The sequence below is a fragment of the Arthrobacter sp. BG3 genome (assembly GCF_056680185.1).
The window spans coordinates 2,115,859-2,140,196 of the sequence record NZ_CM155270.1 but is presented as its reverse complement, the minus strand read 5'-3'; the positions used below and the strand labels follow the sequence as shown (position 1 = coordinate 2,140,196).

Sequence of the window (24,338 nt, the reverse complement as noted above, 5' to 3'; positions counted from 1 at the left end):
AATCGTGGATGGCCGGTGCTTCGGCGGAGCGGCGTGCGGCAGGCACAGGCTGCCTCCTGTCAGGAGTAAAGTGGGGTTATGCTCATGACAGTACGCCACGCCAACGTAAGGAGTCAAGATGGTTTTTGCCCCTGACACAGAAGTGGCCCTGCGGTCCGTGGTCAACCTCATCAACACCGCGGCCAACGGCGACGAACAGCTCCCCACAACGCAGGACCTGGATCGGTTCCTGGAGGCCGAGGGATTTACCGGCTCGCGCACCCGGGACGCCGCCGAACTGGCCGGGGTGCACCGGCTCCGCGGGGAGCTCGCCACACTGTGGCTCGCCGACGAATCCGCGGCAGTGGATACGCTGAACAGGCTGCTGCGGGATGCGCGGGCGCTCCCCCAGCTCGTCAAGCACGATCAATGGGACTGGCACTTGCACGCCACCACCCCGGATGCGCCGCTGGCCGACCGGATGAGCACGGAGGCTGCGATGGCCCTGGTTGACGTCATCCGCAGCAAGGAAATGGACCGCCTGCTGGTGTGCGCTGCCGAGGACTGCGATGCCGTGGTGCTGGACCTCAGCCGGAACCGCTCCAAGCGCTACTGCGACACCGGAAACTGCGCGAACCGTGCGCATGTGGCGGCCTACCGGGCCCGGAAAGCGGCCTCCTGAGCGCGCCGCGGCAGACGCTTTCCGGGCCGCAAGACCGGGGCTGCGGCGGACCGCGCAGAGTTTCCCCATAGAATGGATTTATTCGCGAGGCCATCTGGCAGGCGAAACCCAATCTAGGGACATCACTTCACATGGCACAGCGCCCTCCGCTTCAAAAAATCACGGCAACACTGGGGATCACCGGAATTTTGGCAGTCGGACTGGCCGGCTGTGGCGGTAGCGGCGCGTCGCAGGCCGCCGGCAATTCGCCCGAGGCTTCCGCTTCTGCCGCCAGCAGCCCCGGCGCCACGCCAGGCGCCAGTGCCACTTCAAGCGCAGCTGCCACGTCCGCACCGGCGGCCGCAGTGGCTGGCACGCTCACCGCGCCGGGAACCAAGCTCAAGGCCGGCGAAGCCGCCGTTACTCACGCCAACACGGGCAAGGACAAGGCTGACCCCAAGTACACGGAAGCCGTCTTCACTTCCACGCTGACCGGCGTCGTGGCGGGAACCCCGGACGACTTCGCCAAGTTCAAGGACGCCGCGAAGTTTGCCGGGCAGACGCCCTATTTCGTCTCGGTCAGCCACCGGATGGACAGCCTCAGCAAGGCATCCCTCGGCATCAGCGAGCCCCGGGTGACTGCCCAGCTCAAAGACGGATCCGACGCACAGTCACTCATCGTCTTCGGCGCCTTCGACCAATGCAAGAGCACGCGCTTCGACACCACCGGCACCGGGGAGTCCCTGACCTTGGTGGTGGGCAGCACCATGGTGTCCTGCCAGGTCTTCCTGGCGCCGGCCGGGGATGAAATCAAGACCGTCGAGTACACCGACTCCAAGTTCATATACGCGAAGTACGGCGACAATCCCTACCTGAAGAATCCGATTTCCTGGACCAAGTAGCAGTTCCGCCCGGCCACCCCATCCGTGCGCCCGGTGCGCAGGGTCGGACGGCGTTCGCGGACCTAGCGAACGTCGTCGCCGGGGCCTGCGTCCGGTGCGCCGGCGTCAGGCCGGGTCTGGGCGGGATGGCCGCCATGGCCGGAGTTGCCGGAGCTCAAGTTGATGCCGGACCCCTTGCCGAGGCTTTCGTCATTCGGCTTGTGGCCCATGGACAGCATGGCGATCACGACCAGGATGACGATGAAGGCGATGCCCGCGGCCGTGAAAGCCAGGTCAAAGCGGGGCGTTTTGGCACTGCCTCCGGAGGCGAAAATAAGGGTGGCAACGAAGGCCAGCACTGCCCAGAACGCGGAGAACATGAGCGGTCCCTTGACCGAGGTCCGCAGCTTGCGCGGTTCTCCAGATTTCTGCTGAGCCAAGGTGCTTCCTCCTGCAGCCGACGCCGCCAGGCGTGGCAGTTGTGATACCGCAATCGTTCTACGCAAGGTAGAACCTGTCCCTACTAGTTTACGGCCTCCGTGGAATCGGCCCGTGCATCGTGCCGCAGGGTGAGCCCGGCCAGCACCCAGAGCACGCCGCTGATGATGGCGCCGCCGCCTGCGACGCCGAGCAGCGCGTGCGGCCCGAGGTCAATGAAGAACGGAAGCAAACCCGCGGTGCCGAGCCCGACAACGCCGGAGGCCATCCAGTCGCGGGCGAGCACGGACCGGCCACGGTTCGTGACGCCCAGGTAGAGTTCGGCAGCGCCGGCAACGCCAAGGCCCAGGGCCGCCAGGACACCGAAGACCAGACTGCCGGAGATAAAGCCGACCGCTGCGCCGGTTCCGGTCAGCACGGCGCCGGCGGCTGAAAGGATCTTGCCGGCAGGTGATCCGGCACGGAGCCCCGTCTTGGTGACGCTCCAGAGCAGCACTACACCGGTGGCCAGGAGGTAGATTCCCCCGGCCCAGCCCATCCCCTCCGGGGGCGGCGAAGCCCAGAACACGGTCAGCGCCCCGAAGCCGAGCGCAACGGCGGCCCGGACCAGCACGGGTTTCCAGAGATCCGCTGCGGCGGGCAGGGCAGTGAAGGCGTCAGGGGCTGCTGGGAGAGTCACCCGTTCAGTTTAGTGCGAAGCCGCGCCGGTGCGCGCCGGGAGCCCGGCCTGGCCCGCGCTCCGGCCGGCAGCGCGGGCTTCCCGCTCAGTGCGCCCCGAGAACCATCCACCGGTCCGTCCGCGCCCGGAGGCCCAGTGTCAGGGCACGGGCCGCCATATAGCCCAGCGAGAACGCGGCCCACAGCCAGAGCAGCCCCGCAGCGCCGTCGACCCCGGATTGCCGAACCGCGAGCAGCAGCGGCACGTACGCGGCAAGATTCACGACGCCGGCAATCGCCAGGTACTTCGCGTCCCCCGCACCGATCAGCACGCCGTCAAGGACAAAGACGTAACCGGCGACCGGCTGTCCCGCAGCGAGCACCCACAGCGCCAGCGTGAGTGCGGACTGGACCTCGGCGTCGGACGTAAAGAGCAGGCCCGCCCACGGTGCCGCGGCGGCCAGCAGGAGCCCGGTCAGCACGCCGAAGCCGAGACCCCAGCGGACCATGGTTCCCGTGAGCTCCCGTGCCGCGCCCGGGCGGGAGGCGCCGAGTTCCTTGCCGATCAGTGCCTGCGCGGCAATCGCGAGGGCATCGAGGGCGAAGGCCAGGAAGGTGAAGACGGTCATCGCGAGCTGGTGGGCGGCCAGGTTGACCGTCCCCTGCGCCGTGACCACCACAACCGTGGCGAGAATCGCGACACGCAGGCTGAGCGTCCGCAGCATCAGCCACGATCCCACTTTGCTCAGGGCCCGGATGCCGCGCCAGTCCGGGAGCAGGGACACACCGTGGTTGCGGGCATTGCGCTGGACCATCACCACGTAGACCAGCGCCATGGCCCACTGGGCGATGCTGGTGCCGGTCGCCGAACCGGCGACGGACCAGTGCAGGCCGTAGACCAGGAAGAGGTTGAGCAGGACGTTCAGCGTGAAACCGGCGGAGGCCACCAGCAGCGGGGTGCGCGTGTCCTGCAGGCCCCGCAGCACCCCGGTACCGGCGAAGATGAGCAGCATCGCGATAAGTCCGGGCATCGACCAGCGCAGGTAGTCCACGGCGAATGCCCGCACCTCACCGCGGGCACCCATCAGGTCCACGAGTGGTTCGGCCGCAAGGAGGCCGGCGGCGGCCAGGACGATTCCGAGCAGCAGCGCCAGCCAGACCCCGTCGCGTCCGGCGGCCAGGGCCCGCGGCAGCTGGCCGTTGCCGATCGCCCGCGCCACGGCCGGAGTCGTGGAGTAGGCCAGGAACACCATGAGGCCCACGACTGTATGCAGCACCGCGGACGCCAGCCCGACGCCGGCGAGCTCGGCAACGCCGAGGTGTCCGACGATTGCCGCATCCGCGAGGAGGAACAACGGTTCGGCGATCAGTGCACCGAAGGCCGGGAGGGCGAGGCGCAGGATCTCCCGCCGCCGGGCCGCCACGGACGGCAGCTCAGCGGGATACGGGGAGGCGGGCACGAAACCACCCTAACGGCACTGTCGGCGTCGCACAGCTTCGCATTAGTTGACTTTTCAACTATATGCCGGAACACTGTAAGTTGAATCTTCAACTAAATCTACAGCGGCCCGACCCCGCCGCGTCCCCACTTCAGAACGGCTTCCACATGAACCAGCCCACACTCACCACCTCGGCCCGGACGATCCTGCGCATCGTCACCGGTTTCCTTTTCGCCGCCCATGGCTGGCAGAAATTCAACGAATTCACCATTGCAGGCACCCAGGCCGCCTTTACGCAGATGGGTGTTCCGGCTGCCAACTTCGTCGCCCCGGTCGTCGCGACCCTCGAACTTGTCGGCGGCGTCGCTCTGATCCTGGGTGTCCTGACCCGCGTTTTCGCAGTCCTCCTCGCGGTGGACATGCTCGGCGCCCTGTTCCTGGTCCATGCCTCGGCCGGAATATTTGCCGCGACAGGCGGCTTCGAACTGGTGCTGATCCTGGCTGCCGCCGCCCTGGCAGTAGCCCTCGTCGGGGCGGGCAAGGTCTCCGTGGACAAGGCCCTCTTTGGCCGCAGCGGCTCGAAGCTCAGCGTCCTGGCCTAAGAAATCCTCCGCGCCAGGCGGCGCGCGACGGCGGGCGGTCACCTTCCGGTGGCCGCCCGCCGTCGTATCCGGCCGGTTGTGGCGTCCCCGTAAGCGTTTGTGTCCTCGCCCGCGACGCTTCCCCGGCCGGTCAGTAAACTCACACCATGAGTGAGACTGCCGCCAATACCGTGACCCTGCGCTTCCTTGCGGCGCCCACCGACGTCGGCCACAGCGGGTCGGTCGACGCCGGCACCGTGCTCGAGTGGGTGGACAAGGCGGCATATGCCGCCGCGGTCGGCTGGTCAAAGTCCTATTGTGTGACGGCCTACGTCGGGAACATCCACTTCGCTGACCCGGTCAACAGTGGTGACATGGTCGAAGTCCAGGCAACGATTGTCTATACGGGCCGGTCCTCCATGCACATCCGAACAATCGTCTCCTCGGGTGACCCTAAGGGCGGCCCGGCCACCATGCGCAGCCAATGCATGGTGATCTTCGTCGCTGTCGGAGAAGACGGCAAACCCACCCCGGTGCCGCAGTTTGAGCCGACGACGCCGGAAGAAATCGAACAGCGCGACCATGCCCTGGCCCGGATCAAGGTGCGCGAGGACATCGTCCAGGCGATGAGCGGACAGCAATATACCGACGCCGGCACTGCCGAGAGAGTGGTTCTCCGCTTCATGGCCGCGCCCACCGATGTGAACTGGGGCGGCAAGGTGCACGGCGGCATCGTCATGAAGTGGATCGACGAAGCGGCCTACGTCTGCGCCTCGCGATACTGCGGGATGGACACTGTGGCTGTCTTCTCCGGCGGCGTGCGCTTTTACCGGCCGCTGCTGATTGGCCACGTGGTGGAGGTGGAGGCCCGGCTCGTCTATACCGGAACCAAGGGAATGCATATTGCCGTCCACGTCCGCTCGGGGGACCCGAAGGGACGCGAACTGGAGCTCACAACCTACTGCCTGACTGTGATGGTGGCACGCGACGAGCACGGCACGTCCGTCCCCGTCCCGCAGTGGGTGCCGGTGTCCGAGGAGGACAGGCGGCTCCAGGCACACGCCCGCGAACTGCTGGAGATCCGGGGCCGGGCGCCGGGGAACCGGCTGCCCAACCACCTGCTCCGGTCCAGCGGACAGTAGCCGCTAGAAGCCGCCGCCCCCGGCGTCGGCGGCCATATTGGCGAACCGCGAGTAGTGGCCCTGGAAGGCGACCACAATGTCTTTGGTGGGGCCGTTGCGGTGCTTGGCGATAAGGATGTCGGCTTCGCCGGCGCGCGGGGACTCCTTGTCGTAGACATCTTCGCGGTGCAGCAGGATGACCATGTCGGCATCCTGCTCAATGGAACCGGATTCACGCAGGTCAGAAACCATCGGGCGCTTGTCCTGGCGCTGCTCGGAGCCACGGTTCAACTGGGACAGTGCGATGACGGGGACCTGCAGTTCCTTGGCCAGCAGCTTCAGGGCACGGGAGAACTCGGAGACTTCCTGCTGGCGGGACTCGACTTTCTTGCCCGAGCTCATCAGCTGGAGATAGTCAAGGATGACGAGCTTGAGGTCATGCTGCTGCTTCAGGCGCCGGCACTTGGCCCGGATTTCCATCAGCGACATGTTGGGGCTGTCGTCGATGAAGAGCGGCGCGTCATTCATCCGGCCCATCGTCGTGGCGATCTTGGACCACTGCTCGTCCTTGATCGTGCCCTTGCGCAGGTCCTGGAGGCCGATCGTTGCCTCCGCGGACAGCAGACGCATAGCGATCTCGTTCCGGCCCATTTCGAGAGAGAACATGACGGTGGCGAGGTTGTTCTTGATGGCCGCGGAGCGGGCGAAGTCCAGCGCAAAGGTCGACTTGCCGACTGCGGGCCGGGCCGCGATGACAATCATCTGGCCGGGGTGCAGGCCGTGCGTGAGCTCATCGAGTTCGTAGAAGCCGGTGGGGACGCCCGTCATTCCCTCCTCGCGGTGCCCGGACGCTTCGATCTCGTCCACGGTGGACTCCATGACGTCCTTGAGGACAACGTAGTCCTCCGCCGTGCGGCGCTCCGCCACGGCGTAGATCTCGGCCTGCGCCTGGTTGACGAGGTCTTCGACTTCGCCGTCCTGGCCGTAGCCGAGCTGGACGATCTTGGTGCCGGCATTGACCAGACGGCGCAACACCGCGCGTTCGCCCACGATTTCGGCATAGTAGCCGGCATTGGCGGCCGTCGGAACCGTCTGGATGAGCTCGTGCAGGTATGCGGGCCCGCCGATCCGGTTGATCTCGCCGCGCTTGGTCAGTTCATCCGAAACGGTCACGGCATCGGCTGGTTCGCCGCGGCCGTAAAGGTCGATGATGGCCTCGTAGATCGTCTCGTGGGCAGGGCGGTAGAAGTCCACGCCCCGCAGGATCTCGACGACGTCGGCAATGGCGTCCTTGGACAGCATCATGCCGCCCAGGACAGACTGCTCGGCGGGGATGTCCTGCGGCGGCTTGCGGCTGCCTTCGGCTCCACGAGTCCCCTCGACTGAGTCCAGATGCGTAACTGACAAAACTGCCGTCCTTCATTGTGTGCCGCGGCGGACATCCGTTCGCCGGCGACGCGTATGCCACGGGGCTTGGTGTGCCCGGTGGCGTCGGCGCCGGCGTGGGCCCGACGGGTTAATTACTATCAGCCAGCTCCGACACTTTGGCTGCCCCCCGCCCCCCGGATATCCACAGCTGCGTCGGGCCGTGCGGAACCGGGGATCAAAGGGAGGGCGTCATGCAGCCATCAGCGGATTTCGGTATCCGAGGCTCGATATCCAGCAACGTTAGCCCCCGATCCGGCGGGCACCAACCCGGACAGTCGCCACCCCTGTGGATAACCTGTGCACTACTGGCCCCTGCTTGTGCACAGCCTGTGGAAGCAGCTGTGGATATAAAAATAGTTACCACCGTAATCAACTGCTGAGCTGCGGAAACACTGGGTTCACCTTGTGGACACAAAAGAATATTTGCCACAGTTCATCCACAGGAGCCGGGGCGGGGCTGGGGATACCGGGCGGCACATGAGGCCACAGAAGCCCACAAATATGCGCATTTGGTGATGGTCCTCACAGGTAATCCCGGGACCGGCGCCTCCCGCGGCGCACGATATACCCATCGCAGAATGTGCTGTGGATAACTGCGATCTGGCATAAGCTCTTCACATGGGCGATGTACTGCTAGTCATACTGCCTGCCCTCATCCTGGCAGCAGTCCTCTGGGCGTTGGCCACGGCCCTTAGACCGCGCGATTTCGGCATATCCGACGCGGAACGCTACCAGCGGGAACTGGCGGTCCGTTCACAGGCGCACTACGCCGCACAGGTTCGGGCCGCCACGGCCGCACGCGCCCGTGTGGACGCGGCCACCCGACCGAGCCAGAACGAACAACAGCAGTCGCAGCAGGCCGATCACGCCCGCATGGCGCTGCGGGCCCAGGCGGGCTCGGCGCCCGCCGTCGGGCAGCCCGGCTACCAAGGGCCCATGTTGCCCGGTGGCCAACTGAATCCGCAGTTCGCACTGCAACTCCAGTCGATGGCCCGGAACGGCAAGAAGATCCAGGCCATCAAGCTGCTGCGGCAGGCCACTCATTCAGATCTTTTGACCGCTAAGAAATATGTAGATCGGCTGTAGTTCCATGGAATCCCTGCTCATCCCCATCCTGATTCTGGCGCTCGTCGGTGCCGGCGTCCTGCTGGGCGCCCGCGCCCTGGGCCGCCGCGGCGCCCGGCCCCGGTCCGAGGCGCCCCCCCAGCCCGGGCGCGGCCCCATCGAACTTGCCCGCGCCTCCGCGGCGAAACTCAGCCAGGAGCAACACCGCCGCCTCTATGCGCTGATCGCCCAGGGACAGGCCATGGCCGCCATCAAGCTGTACCTGGAGGCCACCGGAGAGGGCCTGCGCGCCTCCCGGGACGCCGTGGGCGCCCTCGCCGCCCACCCGCAGCCCTTCCGGCCCGAAGCGCCCCAGGAGGGGCCCAGCGAGGACGAGGACGACGTGCCGCAGCGTTTCGCCTACCGCTACCGCGCGATCGCCAGCAAGGGCGACGTCACCCGTGAGGTCAGCAGCAACATGCTGAACGACGAGATTTACGGCAGGATCCGCACCCTGGCCAAGAGCGGTGAAACCGAAGCTGCGGCCGAGGCCCTCACCCGCCACTCGGACATCTCCATCAAGCAGGCCCGGGAATTCATCGCCCTCCTGGAGGACTGACCCCCCGCCCCCAGGGGCCGGGGGGCGACCAGCCCGCCGGGCCGCCCGCGCGTCAGTGCCGGCCCGAAATGCCGGCGAGCAGCTGTTCGAACGGCAGCGACGCCGGCGCAGCCGGTTTCCGCTGCGGCGCCGTGCCCTGCACCAGGACCGCAAACTCCCCCGCCGCCCGGTCGATCCGCGTGGAGAGGGGAGAACCGCCGTCGTCGTTATTGCCCCAGTCCTGGGGGCCGGCAAAGACGGCCGTGTTGGCGGTCCGGGTACGGAGGTAGGTGAACAGCGGCCGCATGGCGAAGTCCAGCACCATCTGGTGCCGGTCCGTCCCCGCGGTGGCGCCAAGCAGGACAGCCTTGCCCTCCAGCGACTTTGGGTCCAGGACGTCAATGAACGACTTGAAGAGCCCGCTGTAGGATGCGCTGAAAACAGGACTGACTGCGATGATGCCGTCCGAGGCCTCCACTCCGGCGATCACCCCGGCCAGCTTCGGCCCCGCGTAGCCGGTCACGAAGTTGTTCGCGATATCCACGGCGAGGTCCCGTAGTTCCACCACCTCAATGTCGGCGCTGTAGCCGGCGGCGGCAAGGTGACGTTCCGCGGAGGCGGCCAGCTGGTCGGCCAGCAGGCGGCTCGACGAGGGTACGCCGAGTCCGGCGGAAAGAACGGTGATGCGGCGGGATTCCACGGGGTGCTCCTGATGTTGTTTCACGGCCACAAACGCCGGTATATGCGTTTGCATCTACCTGTAGAAGCAGGAGGCCCTGCCCTTTATTCCCGCCCCTGTTGCGCTATCACTTTTGGGCCCCAAACGGGCGGAATGGCAACCACAACTGAGAGCGCAACCCGGACTCCGTTTGCCGTGTTTGGGCCGCTCAGAGCAGGACAAACCCCTCGATGCAGCTCACCGAACTCCCGCCAATCCAGATGTCCTCCCCCACCGCGTCGACGTGGACCCGGCCGGCCCGTCCCAGCACGGTTCCCTGCGCGGCAAGGTAGGACTCCGGTGCCCGGCCGCTCCGGATCAGCCACTGGGCCGCGCCGGCGTTGAAGCTGCCGGTCACAGGGTCCTCGGCGGCGGCGTCACCAGGGATGAACGTGCGCACCTCGAAGCCGACCTCGGAGCCGGCGGGATGGGGGCCGATCACGCCGACCTTGAGTCCCACCATGGCCGCGTAGTCAGGGCGGATGTCGAGCACCAGTTGCGCCGATTCCAGTAGCACACCAATCCAGTCCGGGCCGTTGACCAGCCACGACGCATCCAGCAGAGCCTCCCGCGGCAGCCTCAGTCCGGCGGCGATGCGGGCGAGGTCCCGCTCTGCCACGGGACCGGACCGGGTGAGCGGCGGGGCCGCGAAAGCCAGCCGGCCGCCGTCGCGCTTCACCCTGACGAGTCCGGCCCCGCACTGCTGGACGACCACCCCGTCCTGCCGGGGAATCCCACCGGCCTCGAGCCAGGCATGAGCGGAGCCGAGGGTGGGGTGGCCGGCAAAGGGGAGCTCTTCGCTGCCGGTGAAGATCCGAACCCGGTAGTCGGCCGCGGGATCGTTGGGGGAAAGCAGGAACGTGGTCTCGGCGAGGTTGGTCCAGTCGGCGAACCGCTGCATCACCTCAGCGGTGAGGTCCCCGGCGTCGAGGACGACTGCCAGCGGGTTGCCCCGGTAGGGCACTGCGGAGAATACATCCACCTGGGCGAAGGGCCGGAGCCGGGGCGCAGGAACAGGTGCAGGCTTAGAGGTCACTGCCGCAGGCTATCACCGGCGCAGGTCCGGCCGGCAAGACCTCCGGATCCTGCAACGCGGGGTCACCTAGCGCCCATGGCGGCGTCCAACTTGGGCCGTAAGTGACCCCGCGTTGGTGTTAAAAGCGGAAGGCCCCCGCGTCCGGTTCCCAGGGGAATCCGAAGGCGGGGGCCTTCCGGCAGTTCAGGACTGCAGAGCCGGTGAGGGCTACTTGCCTGCGACTACGTCGAGTTCGATCACAGCGGCAACGTCGTCGTGCAGACGAACGTTGGCCTGGTAGGAACCAACCGACTTGATGTGCGTCGGCAGTTCAACCTTGCGCTTGTCGATGCGGCCAAGGCCAGCGGCCTCAACAGCGTCGGCCACGTCGCCCTGCTTGACGGTGCCGAACAGGCGTCCGGTCTCGCCAGCCTTGACGACGAGCTTGACCGGCTTGGAGGAGAGTGCAGCGGCCTGCTTCTGAGCGTCTTCCAGGGAAGCGTGCTCGCGGGCGGCGCGGGCAGTCTTGATGGACTCAACCTGCTTCTCGCCACCCTTGGACCAGGTCAGGGCGAAGTTGCGGGGCAGCAGGTAGTTACGTGCGTAACCGTCCTTGACCTCGACAACATCGCCTGCAGCACCGAGACCGGTTACTTCGTGGGTCAGAATGAGCTTTGCCATGTTAGTTAATCCCTTCCTTAGCCGCGGCCAGCGCCGGAGTAAGGCAGCAGAGCAACTTCGCGGGCGTTCTTGATTGCCTGGGCGATCTTGCGCTGTTCCTGCACCGTGACGCCAGTGACGCGACGGGCGCGGATCTTTCCGCGGTCGGAGATGAACTTGCGCAGCAATGCTACGTCCTTGTAGTCGATGACAGTGATGTCAGCGGCCTTCAAGGGGTTGGACTTTGGTTTGGGCTTACGGAGTTCAGCCTTAGCCATCGTGGAGCTCCTATTCGATGGAGCCCGTGGATATTGATCCACGGGATGGTGGTGATCCGACGGCGGTCAGCGCCTGTCCGCCTTGCGGCGTCCCGGCGGGTTCCGTCGTCGAACCTTAGATGTTTTTTAGAAGGGAGGTTCGGAATCCGGGCCGTTGCCCCAGCCGCCGCCTGCATTGCTGACACCGGGCGTGGCCCAGGGGTCATCCTGCTGCTGTGCGGGCTGGTTGCCGCCCCAGGTTCCGCCCGAGTTGCCGCCGCCCTGGTTTCCACCAGAGCCGCCGCCGAAGCCGCCGCCGCTGTTGCCGCCGCCGAAGCCACCCTGGGCGCCGTTGCCGGCGCCCCCACCGCCGGAGCGCTGGGTGCGGTTGACCTTGGCGTTGGCGTAGCGCAGGCTGGGGCCGATTTCATCGACCTCAAGCTCGATAACGGTGCGCTTCTCGCCTTCTTTGGTTTCGTAGGAACGGCTCTTCAGCCGGCCGGAAACAATCACGCGCATGCCCTTGGTCAGGGACTCGGCGACGTTCTCGGCCGCTTCACGCCACACCGACGCGCGGAGGAACAGGGTTTCCCCGTCCTTCCACTCATTGGACTGGCGGTCGAACGTGCGGGGAGTAGAAGCGATGGTGAAATTCGCTACTGCCGAACCTGACGGTGTAAACCTCAGTTCGGGGTCACTGGTGAGATTACCGATGACCGTAATAGTGGTTTCGCCTGCCATCTACTGCCTCCTTGTTCGTTCCTGCGGGGTGAAGAATGAAAATCGGGAGCTGAAATTACTCAGCAACGACCTTCTGCACTTCGGGGCGGGTGATCTTGGTGCGCATGATGGTCTCATTGAGGCTCAACTGGCGATCAAGTTCCTTGGCGGTAGCCGGCTCAGCGGTGAAGTTCACCACGGCGTAGATACCTTCAGACTTCTTCTGGATTTCGTAAGCCAGGCGACGGCGGCCCCAGATGTCAACCTTTTCGATGGTTCCACCATCGGTCGTGATGACGTTCAGGAACTTCTGAAGCGTTGGCTCAACGGTACGCTCTTCGACCTCGGGGTCGATGATTACCATCAATTCGTAAGGACGCATATGTGAACCCACCTCCTTTGGGCTAAGCGGTTACGGCATTTCCGTAACAGGAGGTTCATTTGCGGTGCCATGTGCCCGCATTGCTCCCAGGAACGGGGGCAGGGCGCAGCACAGACTTCAATAGCTTAGTGCATCGGGACCGGATTCCGCGATTCCGTGCCGGTCCAGCGTAGGCACGACCGGCCCGGCCACGGCAGCCAATCCGGCCTCCATGTGGAGAACCCTGTGCCATGATCGGGGAATGAAACCCGGATCCCCGATTAGCGGCAGCGCCCGGCCGATCAGGCGCAGCCGGCTGCGCCTTGCGACTATGCTCCTCGCCGGGTTGCTGGCGGCCGCGGCGACCGGCCTGTCCGGACACTGGGTGGAGGCTCCCGCCGTCGGCTGGGGCACAGCCTCGTTGACCTATGTCGTCTGGGTCTGGCTGGTGATCGGCAGCTTGGACCCGACCGGGACCCGGGCGCATGCGACCGCGGAAGATCCCGCACGCGGCATCACCGACCTGTTGATTCTGGCGGCCAATGTCGCCAGTCTCGGCGCAGTGGCCGTCGTCGTCGTTGCTTCCCACGCCAACGACGGCGGGTCCCGCTTCGGCGGCGGGCTCCTGGCGCTGGCATCGGTGGCCCTGTCCTGGCTGCTCGTGCAGACGCTGTTCACGCTGCGATACGCAGAGCTCTACTACAGCACGGGTGGAAAGGCCGGCGCGGCGGTGGGCGGCATCGACTTCAACCAGGAACGGCCGCCGCAGTACACCGACTTCGCCTACCTCGCCACGAGCCTCGGCATGACCTACCAGGTCTCGGACACCGCTCTGCAGAACCACGGCGTCCGGGCCGAAGCGCTCAAGCACAGCCTGCTGTCCTACCTCTTTGGCACCGTCATTCTGGCCACGACAATCAGCCTCGTGGTCAGCCTGGCCTTCTGAGGGCCTGAGGGGCCCGACGGCGGTCCTGCCCGCGCAGTCCTGTCGGTGCAGTCCTGTCCGTGCAGTCCTGTCCGTGCCGGCCCGGCACGTATTCGGCCCAGAAACCAAGTACCGGGGCGAAAACTACTCGACTTCAGTCAATGCCCTACTCGACTATCCGTGCGCCCTATTCCCCCGGCAGACCCGCGGCTATATTTGCAAAAGCACAGCCATTTGGTCAGGGTTTCGCTCCTACCCCGAGCGTGACCCGCGCCTTTTCTTTCCTGTGGGGGGTGGCGTGCGGTAGTGAAATAAGACAGTCCGGAGCCGGCGTTTTCTAAATGAAAACTCGTGGCCTCCGGCTGAATGGTCTCTTGGGGATGGAATGGGGACACCCATGGTTTTGTTTGGCCGTAACAAGGAACTTGCGCGAATTCTTGCTCTTGTCCGGAGCCCCCGGGAATCCGCCATGGCAGTCACTGGAAAATACGGAAGCGGCAAATCCTCTTTGCTCGCCGAGATTTCAACGTTGCATGACGGCCGGACGGTAACGTTCCGCGCCAATCCTGCAGAATCGAATTGGCCCTTTTCCGGCTTGACTGCACTGCTCCACGAAATCGACGAATGCGCGTTCCGGCCGATTCTGGAACGAATCGCAGCCCTGCCCGCCGGAAATGGGGATCTGTCGGATCTCTCCGCGCGACTCCTGACCCTGCTCCAGCAACGTTCGGTTGCGCGGACGGTCGTGGTCGTGGACGACGCCGATGAACTGGATTCCGCCAGCCAGACGGTGCTGGGGTTCCTGGCCCGCCGTCTTGCAGGAACGGGCATAGTTCTCTTTGTCAGCATGCGGCGCGAGATACCTGATAGCCCGTTTGCGCGCCTTGCCGTGCTTCCCTTGCCTGAGCTGGGCCACGGCGACATCGTCCGAATGCTCGAAGCCCTTTCGGCGGGACGAACGAGCACGGCAGCCATCCACGCTGTTGCCACGGCAACCCAGGGCAACCCCTTGGCGTCGATCGAACTCCACGAAGAGCTCCTGCAGCGCCAGTTTCAGGGTCAATATGCGCTGCCCATCCCCTTGCACTGGAAGGGAAGCTTTGAAAATGAGCTCGCCGTATCGATTTCGCGGCTGTCACCTCCCGCGCGGCGGGCCCTTGACCTCCTTTCCCTTTCATACCGAAGCAGCTTCGCCCTGTTAGAAGGAATGAAGGGCGAGCTGTTGGCTGGCATGAACGAGATTCTGTCAGCCAATATCGCAGTCCGATCGGGTTCCTACCTGAGAATCCAAAACCAGATGCTCCGGGGCCACGTCTACTCGACGATGTCGCCGGCGCAAAGAGCCACCCACCATCAGGAGCTGGCAGCAGTTGCAGAATCGGTCGATTCCGTGGCCTGGCCGTGGCACCTCAGCTACACGCCTGAGGCTCGGCGGGACACGTCATTCAGCCTGCTCCGTTTTGCCATCGAGATGGTACGGACAGGGGAGAAAGGCTCCGCTGTGGAATACGTGGAACGAGCGCTGGCAATTAACCCTTGGGAGTCGGAGACAGCAGCCCGCCTGGGTACGTTCGCCGAGGTCCTGTTCAGCAGGGGCGACTTCGTCCACGCAAAACGCTACTTGGACTGGGCACAACGAATCACAAGGAACCGAGCCCTGACGCTGCGCCTGACTGGACTCGATTTCCAGATCGGACTCATGAAAGGAAATGCCGTTCGGCCGAGCATGGTTCTCCGCCTGACCACCGACTTCGGGCACCATGATCCAGGCTATGCTGCCTGCCTCCTCTCCATTGGTGCACTGCACATGGCGGAGCACTGGCAGACCAAGGACGCCGAAATCCTCCTCCGCGAGGCGGAAAAGTTTCTGGGCGATGCATCCGGGGAGGGGTTGGCCGTCAACCAGCGAGCGAAGCTTCTGATCAGTGCGGTCAACGGGACGGTTGGACGGATCTCGCGCGCGGCTGACGGAGGCGGCAATAGCACCGCAGCCTCTTTACTCCTGAAGGGCCGCGCGCTCACCTATGCCGAGAATTACGAAGGCGCCCGCGACCACTTTGCCCTTGTCCGGAACCTGGCTGCGGTCAGCGACGCGAACTGGCAAGAGACCGCCCGATACTTTGCGGCCGACAACGAAATCCGCGCCGGAAACTTCCGATACGCCATCACACTGATAGACGATATTGCCGCTTCCCGCACGAGTTCGCAGTATCACCGTGGTTTGCGGAACAACCTTCTTCTCTGGCGCGCCCACATAGTCGGAGATGAGGTTGAGGCGCGGTCATGTTTCGCGGAAGCCCAACTCGTCGCCAGTACGGACACCCCCGTTCAGGGCGCGGCTCAACTCTTCGCCTACCAAGGGCAATTTGCGCTGATGCGCGGCGATCTAGCGGAGGCCGGCACGATGCTTGCCCGGTCTTCCGAAATTGGAGCGGACTTCGCAAATCCGGCACTCCTGCGCTGCGAGCCGGACCTGGTGGAAGCGCTGGTCCGGTCAGGCTATCGGCGCGAGGCCGCCCGGGCGCTGACCAGCCTGGAATACCGGGCAGCCGGTCTGAAATCCCGATGGTTGACCATGGCTGTCGCCCGTTCGAGGGCGTTGGTGGCAGAGGGGGAGCAGTCCCTAGAGCTGTTCGTGCAGGCACTGGAAACTTGGCAGAACAACGATTCCGTTTTCGAGCGCGCCCGGACGATGCTCTGCTACGCGGGGCGGTTGAAAGCATCGGGCCGCCCGAAGGATGCGAATAGCGCGCTGCTCAGGGCAAAAGCGCTTTTCGAAGAAGCCGGCGCGGCAGCGTGGACGCAACAAATTGACGCACTGCTCCTTGGCGATCGCATTGAGATGATGCCGGAGCTTCGCAACCCTGCCCTCCTGCTGCTCTCAAACCAGGAACGCGAACTTGTGCAGCTGGTGTCCCGCGGCAGGCGCAACAAGGAAATCGCCGCCACGCTGTTTGTCTCCGTTCGGACTGTCGAAGTGCGCCTGACGGGGATCTATCGGAAGCTGGGGGTCCAGTCACGCTCCCAGCTGACGTGCCTTGTATCTGTTGGGGAACCGCTTGCGGTGTCGGAGCCCGCCTTTGAGTCTTCCCCGCTGGCCGTCTGAGCGGATGACTATGACCCACTTCCCCGGAAACGGCAGATCCGAAATTCCCCCGAAGCGCGGAGGGCAGGGGCGTTCAGGCCAGGGATTTCAGCCTCCCGTCAGGGCTAGCTTTGCTCCAGGGACACAGGCGCCCAAGATAACGGCTCAGTCTCATGAAGGGTCGGCGAGACGACAAAAAGTGGGGATGACGATGGCTCAAGAATTGCTCCGGGACACAGCCCGGGGCTGGACCGGACCTGGCCTCCGGCCTTCCATTCTGTGGGCCGCACAGCCGACCGTGCGTTCTAGATTCAATCCGGCCGATATGGGGTGGATTGCCGGGTCCGTTGCTGCACAACGGACCTACCAAGGAGAGCTGGCAGCATCTGAACCGGACGGAACCCGGGTTCTTATGCTGCCAGCCGTCCTCGACAAGAGCTGGTGGATGAGCATATGAGCGAGCTCCTGCTGATCGCGGCGAGCGGTCTGGGCCGTGAAGTGCTGGCAACAGTGCGCAGCGGCGGACAGTACGACGTTGCCGGCTTCCTTGACGACGAGGTCTCCGGGATAGATGTGGACGGCGCCCCGGTTCTGGGGCCCATCGATGACGTCGTCAAATATACGAACGCTTTTGTGTTGATCTGTCTGGAATCGGGGCGTGCCCGCAAAATCGTGGCAGACCGACTGGCCACCCTGGGTATTACCCCCACGCGATACGCCACAGTGATCGACACTTCGGTCCGAATGTCTGAGGGTTCACGGGTCGGCCGAGGCAGCATCCTCCTGCAGAATGTGACGTTGGCTACCTCCGTCACCCTGGGTTCGCATGTGGTGGCGATGCCCGGCGTCACGTTCAGGCACGACGACGATGTGGCCGACTGCGCGACTTTCGCAGCCGGGACTTCACTCGGCGGCGGTGTGCGGATAGGCCGCGCAGCCTCCCTTGGAATGAATTCCAGTGTCAAGGAAAGGACGTCGATAGGCTCCTACGCGACGGTCGGAATGGGGGCCGCGGTCCTGAGTAATGTGCCCGAGGGCGAGACCTGGGTAGGGGTCCCGGCGCACGCCGTTGACTCCGGCGGCTACAACCGGGCATTCGCATGAACCACATACGTGCTGGAGCAGGACAAGCGGCCGACCCTCTGATCTTAACGCCGGGCATGCCGTGAAGCGCGGACCTGCCCCGACCGCGTCCACAGATCCGGCCGGCGCCAGCGGACCGATCCGGGCCGCCGGCGCCAGTGCAGCCCTCGGCTGGAGCCTGCTCAACACGGGTATCGCCAAGTTGGGGACGCTGGGAATTGGAATCATTCTGGCACGGCTGCTGGGTCCGGATTCCTACGGAACGTTCGCAGTTGCCATGGTTGCTTTACTAGCCGTACTGACCTTCAACGAACTCGGGGTAAGCCTCGCGATCGTCCGCTGGCCAGGGGATCCTCAGGCAATTGCTCCCACGGTTACAACGCTGTCTATCGCTAGCAGCGCGCTTTTTTGCGCGGCGGGACTCGCGGCCGCGCCATGGTTCGCCGAGGTCATGGGTGATCCCGAGGCAACTGACGTTGTTCGCGTTATGGTCTGTTGCGTCCTTGTGAGCGGCGTCGTTGCGACGCCTGCGGCCCTGATGCAGCGTTCATTCGATCAGAAGACCAAGATGGTGATCGACCAAGTCAACGTATGGGTCGGTGCCATCGTGTCGGTTGTCCTGGTCTTGACAGGACTGGGGGCCATGAGCCTGGCAATAGGTCGACTAGCGGGTTCCAGCATTTCCGGTGTCGTCTTCGTCATCAAGTCGCCCATCCCCCTCCGAGCAGGGTGGGACCGGAAGGTCGTGCTACCCCTGTTGCGGTTCGGATTGCCGTTGGCTGGAGCCAGCGTCATTGTGTTCTGCGTCAGCTATCTGGACCAGCTCGTTACTGGCAGCCTGCTCGGCCCAACCATGCTTGGCCTGTACGTTCTCGCCTTCAACCTGTCCAGTTGGCCAGTGACCGTCTTTTCCCAGCCGCTGCGCAGTGTGGCGCCGGCGGTTTTCGCCCGGCTTCAGCATGACCCTGAAAGTATGCGATCCGCTATGAGCGCCCTGATCGGCGTGCTGGCGTCAATCACGTTTCCCATGGTTGCCCTGCTCGCAGCAGCTTCCGGTCCGATTGTCGGCTTGGTTTACGGCGAAGCCTGGGCGGCGGCGGCAGGCGCCCTTTTCTGGCTGGCAATCCTTGCCGGCTTTCGAATACTCTTTGAGTTGATTTACGACTACCTCGTTGTTATCGGCATGACGGGGTCCATCATGTCCACCCAGCTATTCTGGCTCGCAGCCCTGGTTCCCGCCCTACTTCTTGGCGCGGGAGGCGGAATTGGGGGTGTGGCGATGGCACAGCTGCTGGTGGTAGCAGGCGTGGTGTTACCCATCTACCTATGGCGCCTCAGCGTCGCCGGCATCGGTCCTTGGAAGGTTGCGCGACAACTGCTCCTTCCCGGCGCAGGCTCAGCGCTACTTGTCCTTGGGACGGGTCTCCTGTCGGATGGGCGGCTGCCCGCGTGGATCACCCTACTTATCGCATCGACGGCCACCATGGCTGTTGTGTCGGGACTTCTTTGGCTCCGGCGCGACGATGTGGCCGCCCTGCGGCTTCTTGGCAGGCGGGGCAGCCTTGACCAGCATTAGGGAAAACCTGGAGATTTTTGACGCCTTGGTTCGGCGCGCCGAGTCGCACTTGAGGGACGGGGCGCTGGAGGAGGCGGCGGTGCAGTCGCAAATGGCGGCCCGGTTTGCCTGGCTGGACCACACGGGCCTTTTTGCCAGCAACGAACTGGAAGCCGTCCTGACACAGCTCAGGAAATCGGTGCCCAGAACCCGACCCCAGCGAACGAACCCTCATGACGGGAGGCTGAATGTTGTTCATGTCGCGACGCAGGTTTACGGATCCGGGGGCCACACGCAGACGATTTCGTGCTGGATCCGTCAGGACAGATATTCGAGGCACCGGCTCATTCTGACGCGACAAGGCAGCGCACCTTTGCCTGGGAAGATCTCCGGTTGCCTCTCTGAGTCTGCCGGAATCCGGTTCTTGGACAAAGTGCCCGGAGGCCTCCTGCGGCGGGCCGAAGCACTTAGCAGGGCAGTTGAAGGCGCCGACGCGGTTATCGTCCATGCCCACCCGGATGATGTCGTCCCCGCCATCGCCTTGGGCGCCGAAGGTTCTCCTCCTGCCGTCTTCGTAAACCATGCGGATCATGTCTTTTGGGTCGGCACTTCGGCGGCGAACGTTGTCCTCAATCTCCGCCGAAGCGGCCAGCAACTAAGCATCGCCCGGCGCGGCATAGACCCGGGCCGATGCATGCTGGCGAACCGCCCGCTGGAATTGGCCACGGCCGCCCCCCTCTCGGCCTTCCAACGATCAGAGTCCAGATCCCGATGGGGCGTCGCCGACAACGACTTCCTGGTGGTCTCGGCGGCGGCGGCCAGCAAATATGATCCCGTGGGCGCGGAATCTCTCATTGAGCTTTTCGGATCCTTCTTGGGGCGGCATCCCCACGCGACCCTACTTGTGGCTGGGCCTTCCCCCGATGGGCCATGGGCCGAAGCAGCCGCGTCCACAAATGGACGAATCCGGGCTGTTGGTCGACTGTCCGATATTGCAGCCCTATTGTCCGCGGCCGACGTGTACCTGGACTCTTACCCGTTTGCGTCCCTAACTTCCCTGCTCGAGGCTGGGGCTAACGGGCTCCCCCTGGTGACCTACCGCGGCCACCCCGCCGAGTGCGACGTGCTCGGTGCGGACTCCCCGGGGATCGACGGGATCCTCTTCACCCCGTCCTCGACCCTCGAATTCGTGGAAACCATGACATCGCTCGCCGGGTCGCCTTCGCTGACGGCGCGTCGCGGCAACGCCACCCGGTCGGCCGTCCTGGCCGGCCACAGCTTGGCCGCGTGGAACGTCACCGTCAGGGACGTTTATGCCCACGCGCTCCGGCTCGCGGCTGAGCCTTCGATCCGAAATGCTACATGGCGGGAGGGTCCCCTCGATCAGCTCGTCGCGCTTGTCCAGCAACAAACCGGGTTCGGCGGCGGTGTGGGCGCCGCCGAAGCTGACGTTATGTCTCTCCGCCCCGCGGCGCAGCGTCTCAGGCTGTGGAACGAACTGAAGAAATCCCAGCCCATGGGCGCGTCGCATTTGCTACCCGAATGGACCCGCCATCACGTCGGAGGATTGAGGAGGACAGTTCGTGCGATCCGTCCGAACTCACCGTCGGCCTAGGAGCAACCGGTCCGGCACAATTAGCTTGACTTCATCGCGAACGGAGTTGACCGCCGGGTGCTGTAGAACAGCCTCGCTGCCTCCACGGCCGGCCCCGCCAGCAGCCACGCACCGGTGTTGTCATGAAAACCGGCCATGACTTGCCGCCCGGACATTGCTGCGGCGATGTCACCAACTGCGTCGAAACTGAGGTTCGTCAGCGCAATGGTCTGATGCTCCGGCTGCGAGCGGAGCATGCCAGGTATTGACCGCTCCTCTGCAGTCAGGAAGCTGAACCGCACCCCTTTGCGCATCAGCTCCAACGCTCCGTCAACACGCATTCGATCATGCCTGTCTGGCATTCCGCTGATGACCAGTGCGCTTGTGAGACCAGCGGCCGAGCAGATCTCATCGACGTCCCGCCGGATGTCACCAAGAACCGTAGTCGTTCCGACTCGTTTGCGCAGACGATGGGCGACCAGCGACTCACGCAGCCAACGGTAACGCCATTTCTGCGTTCCGACGGCCCTCGGTACCAGGGAACGTGCCCTGGCCCCCGATGCCGGCCGGACAATGCCGCAGGTTGTGACCACGGGCATCTGCTCGGGGTACAACTCCGCGATCCGGGAGTGGGCCTCAGCCAGCCGGTCCAGATTCACCGTCAGGCTGTTGTGGGTGAGCGGGATGTCGGCAACAGCAACCCTTCTCCCCATGGTGCGCATGCGGACGCCGTATTCCACTGCGTAGGCGTGCCAGGAAAGATCGTGGTCCTCTGACAGCGGCTCCTGGAGGATCGGATTCCTTCGGGCCATGAAGAGCACTTCGTCCACGCTGTCTACCTCCGGCATCCCGCGGCTCCTCTCTCCTGAGAGAACAATACGGTCCCGAATTCTTCCGACCAGCTGGCCACGCTTCGTGATCCCAATAGCACCCACGAGCCCGATGGAGTCATCGTCCAGTAATGCCGCGGCCGCCTCCTCGACAGCAACCAGCGAATGTAGATATACGTCTTGGTGTACAAAGACCAGGACATCGTTGCCGGCCAGAGAAGCGCCGTGGTTCAACGCCGCGCCGGCAGAGGCGAATTGTCCCGCGGTGTTATCGACAGAAATGAACTCCGTCCGCGGCGCCGCAAGGGCTCCGGCCTGCACAGAAGGTATGAGGCACTCACGCAAGACGGCCGGGTTGTTGAAGACGCAGATTACGGAGACGGCGCATCGCCGTGTCCGTTCAGAACCGGGCTGGTACATCTGATTCAATTCCGTTTTGCGCATTCCTGGCAGGGAATTGTCGAGCCACATCGCTTGAGTCCTTTTCGGAGCCCTCGTCCGCAGCAGCGGAGTCTTTCGCCGCGTGCCGGGCCCGTTCGGAATCAAGCGTCCGTCGGACTCGCGGGGCTGCAGCGCGGGCAATCCGGGAAGACTCAACGACCCGGGCGACGGACACAGCCGCAAAAGTGAGAATGACGCCGGCGATTAGGACAACCACAAGGGAACGGAGCCGGCTGGAGTACTGTTCTGTGGCCTTGTTTGGCGGGTCAATCGGAAGAGCGGTAAACAGATACGAATCGTCGGCCCCGTTGACTTTTTGCGTGGACCGCAGTTCCTCGGTTAGCTGCTGGCCAAGCAGTTCAGCTGCGGAAATTGCCTTTGCGGGGCTGGAGCCAGTGGCCTCTATCCGGATCAATTGCCCTGCCCCTGAGGTACCCGGCAGCGTGACCGTGTAGTCAGGCGAGAGGCCTGCGGACGTGACTGCGTCCACGGTGTCGACAGAGCTCAATCTGGTGACCATGACCTGCGTTATGAGCGAACTGTCAGCGGACCGCAAATAGGGATTGTCTGCGTTCCGAGCAGCCAACGCGGGGTCCTTTAGCAACTGATCCGCGGAGGGGATCTTTGGATTTACGAGAACGTATATTGAAGAAGCGGAATAGTTCCGGGGCGCAAAAAAGTACACGTACGATCCGGCAACCAACGTAAGCATCAAAACGGACAACATGGAAAATTTGTGGTGCCAGAGCATCCTGAGCACAGATACTGGATTCATTCCTGCCTTTCTAATTTCCGATGGTGTCCCGCTGCCTCGGTCCAGCCGACGACAGCACCTGTTTTTCTTTTGTGACCATTATCCAGACGGATCCGGACAATCCGACACAAAACGGATAAATTAAGGCCAGGACAGGAAACCCCAAGGCGTCAAATGCCGCTGAAGCAGGTGCGGCAACCGTGCACGCCGCCGCCACCGCGCCTGCGAGCGTTTTCAGGCGCTCGTCTCGGGCGTTGAGGGCCGCAATCCAAGCTGCAACACCCGGGATAACCATGTAGCCCAGCAAGGCAATAAGCCCGGGAATACCCATTTCCACCATGGTTTTGAGGTACTGGTTGTCAAGAACTTCGATGGCGTTGATGGACAAGTAGGCGCCCGGCCCAATGCCGGTCCAGGGATGAGCGGATACAAGGGCCTCCACACGCGGATAGTCCTGCAGCCTGGCGGTAATCGAGGGATCTGCAGTGCCTGCGGTAGCTGTGCCGAAAAGTGTTGCCACAAGTCCCGGGACTGCGACGAATAGGCCCAATCCGGCGGCAGCGAACCCCAGCATTGTCCATTGGCGGGTGCGTGCTGGCAGGAAGGGTACAAAAACCAGGGCGACCGTAGCAATGCCGATCATCCCCGAGCGCGAGACAGTCGCGGCGATTGAAAAGACCAGCAGACCGGTTCCTGCCCATTGCAGCGGCTTCCAGCCCTTGATGTCATACAACGCACGCCAGAGCGAAAGCGGTACGAGCATGGAGGCCAACACCCCGAGTTCGATTGGATGGAAGGTGCTCCCAGCGACTCGGAGGAAATTGCCTCGCTGCTGAAAGGGTTGGTTGCCGCCGTTGTCCTTGAAGCCGACCATGACACTCTCAATCCACACCAAGGGATCGAAATGGGTCACAAACTGAATTATGGCTACGATGCTGCAGAACACCGCCCCTCGTAGGATGGCCCGGACAAGCACCATTGCCCCGTCAACAGTCCGGACCGTCTCTGCTGTCGCCAGGATAATCCCCGAGGACGCTGCCATCAGCAGCATCCAGCGGTCAGCACTGGCCCTGGACGTCTCGTTCGACGACGCGCTGAACCCGGCGAACATGGCCGCGTAGGCGATGCAGGAAACGACGACGAGCGCCCCCACGGCGAACCGTCCGGGATGCTTGAACTCCAGCGTGCTGTGGAGGCCAAAAGCCACGGAAGCCAGCCACAGGAGCAGGACGAGAAGGGCAAGAATATGGGCAATGTATCCGGACGCACCCAGCGGCTCCAGAACCATGTTGCTCGGGAAAATGAAACACGCAGCAGCAGTGGCCCGCAGCAACATCATGGGACCCGATGCGGGCTGCAGGAGCTCGCGCGGCGGCCGGAAACCGGGAGCCGGCGTAAGGTTCGGACTGCTTGGCGACTGCTTGCTCACGACCCCCCTTGTGTGTTTGCCCGGCCTTGTGTGTTTGCCCGGCGCGGTCAGAACATCGTATGCACCCCACGCCCTGAGTGATAC

General features: G+C 64.1%; 23 protein-coding genes. 11 read left to right on the top strand and 12 right to left on the bottom strand.

What is annotated here, in order from left to right; translation table 11 throughout:
- The first annotated feature begins 118 nt into the window (after window positions 1-118).
- Window positions 119-661: a CGNR zinc finger domain-containing protein gene (locus tag AC1MFL_RS09480; RefSeq protein ID WP_479815081.1), complete on the top strand. Its 543-nt coding sequence runs from the start codon at window positions 119-121 to the stop codon at window positions 659-661.
- 344 nt (window positions 662-1,005) lie between these two features.
- On the top strand, window positions 1,006-1,542 hold the full coding sequence (locus tag AC1MFL_RS09475; protein ID WP_479815079.1) for a hypothetical protein: 537 nt from the start codon (window positions 1,006-1,008) through the stop codon (window positions 1,540-1,542).
- A 62-nt stretch (window positions 1,543-1,604) separates the two neighbouring features.
- On the opposite strand, the gene AC1MFL_RS09470 is transcribed toward AC1MFL_RS09475, so the two are convergent.
- The 3 genes from AC1MFL_RS09470 to AC1MFL_RS09460 form a co-directional block, all read right to left on the bottom strand.
- Window positions 1,605-1,961 (bottom strand): hypothetical protein, encoded by a 357-nt coding sequence (locus AC1MFL_RS09470; protein WP_301226143.1) that lies wholly within the window; start codon window positions 1,959-1,961, stop codon window positions 1,605-1,607.
- 83 nt (window positions 1,962-2,044) lie between these two features.
- Window positions 2,045-2,638 carry a hypothetical protein gene (locus AC1MFL_RS09465; protein WP_479815077.1) on the bottom strand — a complete coding sequence of 198 codons (594 nt, stop codon included), beginning with the start codon at window positions 2,636-2,638 and terminating at the stop codon, window positions 2,045-2,047.
- A gap of 85 nt (window positions 2,639-2,723) precedes the next feature.
- Entirely contained in the window at window positions 2,724-4,076 is a 1,353-nt protein-coding gene (locus tag AC1MFL_RS09460) for an MATE family efflux transporter (protein ID WP_479815076.1), read from the bottom strand.
- A 146-nt stretch (window positions 4,077-4,222) separates the two neighbouring features.
- Between AC1MFL_RS09460 and AC1MFL_RS09455 the strand changes: the two genes are divergently transcribed.
- Complete coding sequence (locus AC1MFL_RS09455) at window positions 4,223-4,657, top strand: DoxX family protein (RefSeq protein WP_479815075.1); 435 nt, start codon at window positions 4,223-4,225, stop codon at window positions 4,655-4,657.
- Between the two features lie 146 nt (window positions 4,658-4,803).
- Window positions 4,804-5,778: an acyl-CoA thioesterase gene (locus tag AC1MFL_RS09450; protein WP_479815073.1), complete on the top strand. Its 975-nt coding sequence runs from the start codon at window positions 4,804-4,806 to the stop codon at window positions 5,776-5,778.
- A gap of 3 nt (window positions 5,779-5,781) precedes the next feature.
- Here AC1MFL_RS09450 and dnaB read toward each other — a convergent pair whose 3' ends face one another.
- Window positions 5,782-7,164, bottom strand: coding sequence for a replicative DNA helicase (gene dnaB / locus AC1MFL_RS09445; RefSeq protein ID WP_024367946.1), 1,383 nt, complete (start codon window positions 7,162-7,164; stop codon window positions 5,782-5,784).
- A 639-nt stretch (window positions 7,165-7,803) separates the two neighbouring features.
- Here dnaB and AC1MFL_RS09440 point away from each other — a divergent pair.
- A complete protein-coding gene (locus AC1MFL_RS09440; protein WP_479815071.1) occupies window positions 7,804-8,271 on the top strand; it encodes a hypothetical protein in 468 nt (155 codons plus the stop codon).
- A gap of 4 nt (window positions 8,272-8,275) precedes the next feature.
- On the top strand, window positions 8,276-8,848 hold the full coding sequence (locus AC1MFL_RS09435) for a hypothetical protein (protein WP_479815069.1): 573 nt from the start codon (window positions 8,276-8,278) through the stop codon (window positions 8,846-8,848).
- A 52-nt stretch (window positions 8,849-8,900) separates the two neighbouring features.
- On the opposite strand, the gene AC1MFL_RS09430 is transcribed toward AC1MFL_RS09435, so the two are convergent.
- The 6 genes from AC1MFL_RS09430 to rpsF form a co-directional block, all read right to left on the bottom strand.
- Window positions 8,901-9,527: an FMN reductase gene (locus tag AC1MFL_RS09430; protein WP_479815067.1), complete on the bottom strand. Its 627-nt coding sequence runs from the start codon at window positions 9,525-9,527 to the stop codon at window positions 8,901-8,903.
- A gap of 187 nt (window positions 9,528-9,714) precedes the next feature.
- Window positions 9,715-10,581, bottom strand: a complete 867-nt coding sequence (locus AC1MFL_RS09425; RefSeq protein WP_479815066.1) for a PhzF family phenazine biosynthesis protein — start codon at window positions 10,579-10,581, stop codon at window positions 9,715-9,717.
- Window positions 10,582-10,788: 207 nt separating this feature from the next.
- Complete coding sequence (gene rplI, locus AC1MFL_RS09420; protein WP_226761613.1) at window positions 10,789-11,241, bottom strand: 50S ribosomal protein L9; 453 nt, start codon at window positions 11,239-11,241, stop codon at window positions 10,789-10,791.
- Between the two features lie 17 nt (window positions 11,242-11,258).
- On the bottom strand, window positions 11,259-11,498 hold the full coding sequence (gene rpsR, locus AC1MFL_RS09415; RefSeq protein ID WP_003800144.1) for a 30S ribosomal protein S18: 240 nt from the start codon (window positions 11,496-11,498) through the stop codon (window positions 11,259-11,261).
- 126 nt (window positions 11,499-11,624) lie between these two features.
- A complete protein-coding gene (locus tag AC1MFL_RS09410; RefSeq protein ID WP_301226161.1) occupies window positions 11,625-12,218 on the bottom strand; it encodes a single-stranded DNA-binding protein in 594 nt (197 codons plus the stop codon).
- Window positions 12,219-12,273: 55 nt separating this feature from the next.
- Window positions 12,274-12,579 (bottom strand): 30S ribosomal protein S6, encoded by a 306-nt coding sequence (gene rpsF, locus AC1MFL_RS09405; RefSeq protein ID WP_024366241.1) that lies wholly within the window; start codon window positions 12,577-12,579, stop codon window positions 12,274-12,276.
- Window positions 12,580-12,820: 241 nt separating this feature from the next.
- Between rpsF and AC1MFL_RS09400 the strand changes: the two genes are divergently transcribed.
- From AC1MFL_RS09400 to AC1MFL_RS09380, 5 genes are all read left to right on the top strand, one after another.
- Window positions 12,821-13,504 carry a DUF1345 domain-containing protein gene (locus tag AC1MFL_RS09400; protein WP_479815064.1) on the top strand — a complete coding sequence of 228 codons (684 nt, stop codon included), beginning with the start codon at window positions 12,821-12,823 and terminating at the stop codon, window positions 13,502-13,504.
- Window positions 13,505-13,880: 376 nt separating this feature from the next.
- Entirely contained in the window at window positions 13,881-16,589 is a 2,709-nt protein-coding gene (locus AC1MFL_RS09395) for a helix-turn-helix transcriptional regulator (RefSeq protein ID WP_479815063.1), read from the top strand.
- Window positions 16,590-17,021: 432 nt separating this feature from the next.
- Window positions 17,022-17,672 carry a PglD-related sugar-binding protein gene (locus AC1MFL_RS09390; protein WP_479815062.1) on the top strand — a complete coding sequence of 217 codons (651 nt, stop codon included), beginning with the start codon at window positions 17,022-17,024 and terminating at the stop codon, window positions 17,670-17,672.
- Between the two features lie 61 nt (window positions 17,673-17,733).
- A complete protein-coding gene (locus AC1MFL_RS09385) occupies window positions 17,734-19,227 on the top strand; it encodes an oligosaccharide flippase family protein (RefSeq protein ID WP_479815060.1) in 1,494 nt (497 codons plus the stop codon).
- Window positions 19,214-20,821 (top strand): glycosyltransferase, encoded by a 1,608-nt coding sequence (locus AC1MFL_RS09380; RefSeq protein ID WP_479815058.1) that lies wholly within the window; start codon window positions 19,214-19,216, stop codon window positions 20,819-20,821. The genes AC1MFL_RS09385 and AC1MFL_RS09380 overlap by 14 nt, the downstream gene beginning before the upstream one ends.
- Window positions 20,822-20,841: 20 nt before the next feature.
- Here AC1MFL_RS09380 and AC1MFL_RS09375 read toward each other — a convergent pair whose 3' ends face one another.
- On the bottom strand, window positions 20,842-22,101 hold the full coding sequence (locus AC1MFL_RS09375; RefSeq protein WP_479815056.1) for a glycosyltransferase: 1,260 nt from the start codon (window positions 22,099-22,101) through the stop codon (window positions 20,842-20,844).
- Window positions 22,102-22,856: 755 nt separating this feature from the next.
- A complete protein-coding gene (locus tag AC1MFL_RS09370; RefSeq protein ID WP_479815054.1) occupies window positions 22,857-24,254 on the bottom strand; it encodes an O-antigen ligase family protein in 1,398 nt (465 codons plus the stop codon).
- Window positions 24,255-24,338 lie beyond the last annotated feature (84 nt).

Excerpts from the sequence above, each read along its gene's own strand:
- AC1MFL_RS09480 (WP_479815081.1), top strand. The coding sequence starts at position 119 with ATGGTTTTTGCCCCTGACACAGAAGTGGCCCTGCGGTCCGTGGTCAAC.
- AC1MFL_RS09455 (WP_479815075.1), top strand. The coding sequence starts at position 4,223 with ATGAACCAGCCCACACTCACCACCTCGGCCCGGACGATCCTGCGCATC.
- AC1MFL_RS09450 (WP_479815073.1), top strand. The coding sequence starts at position 4,804 with ATGAGTGAGACTGCCGCCAATACCGTGACCCTGCGCTTCCTTGCGGCG.
- AC1MFL_RS09440 (WP_479815071.1), top strand. The coding sequence starts at position 7,804 with ATGGGCGATGTACTGCTAGTCATACTGCCTGCCCTCATCCTGGCAGCA.
- AC1MFL_RS09435 (WP_479815069.1), top strand. The coding sequence starts at position 8,276 with ATGGAATCCCTGCTCATCCCCATCCTGATTCTGGCGCTCGTCGGTGCC.
- rplI (WP_226761613.1), bottom strand. The coding sequence starts at position 11,241 with ATGGCAAAGCTCATTCTGACCCACGAAGTAACCGGTCTCGGTGCTGCA.
- rpsR (WP_003800144.1), bottom strand. The coding sequence starts at position 11,498 with ATGGCTAAGGCTGAACTCCGTAAGCCCAAACCAAAGTCCAACCCCTTG.
- AC1MFL_RS09410 (WP_301226161.1), bottom strand. The coding sequence starts at position 12,218 with ATGGCAGGCGAAACCACTATTACGGTCATCGGTAATCTCACCAGTGAC.
- rpsF (WP_024366241.1), bottom strand. The coding sequence starts at position 12,579 with ATGCGTCCTTACGAATTGATGGTAATCATCGACCCCGAGGTCGAAGAG.
- AC1MFL_RS09400 (WP_479815064.1), top strand. The coding sequence starts at position 12,821 with ATGAAACCCGGATCCCCGATTAGCGGCAGCGCCCGGCCGATCAGGCGC.
- AC1MFL_RS09395 (WP_479815063.1), top strand. The coding sequence starts at position 13,881 with ATGGTTTTGTTTGGCCGTAACAAGGAACTTGCGCGAATTCTTGCTCTT.
- AC1MFL_RS09390 (WP_479815062.1), top strand. The coding sequence starts at position 17,022 with ATGAGCGAGCTCCTGCTGATCGCGGCGAGCGGTCTGGGCCGTGAAGTG.
- AC1MFL_RS09375 (WP_479815056.1), bottom strand. The coding sequence starts at position 22,101 with ATGTGGCTCGACAATTCCCTGCCAGGAATGCGCAAAACGGAATTGAAT.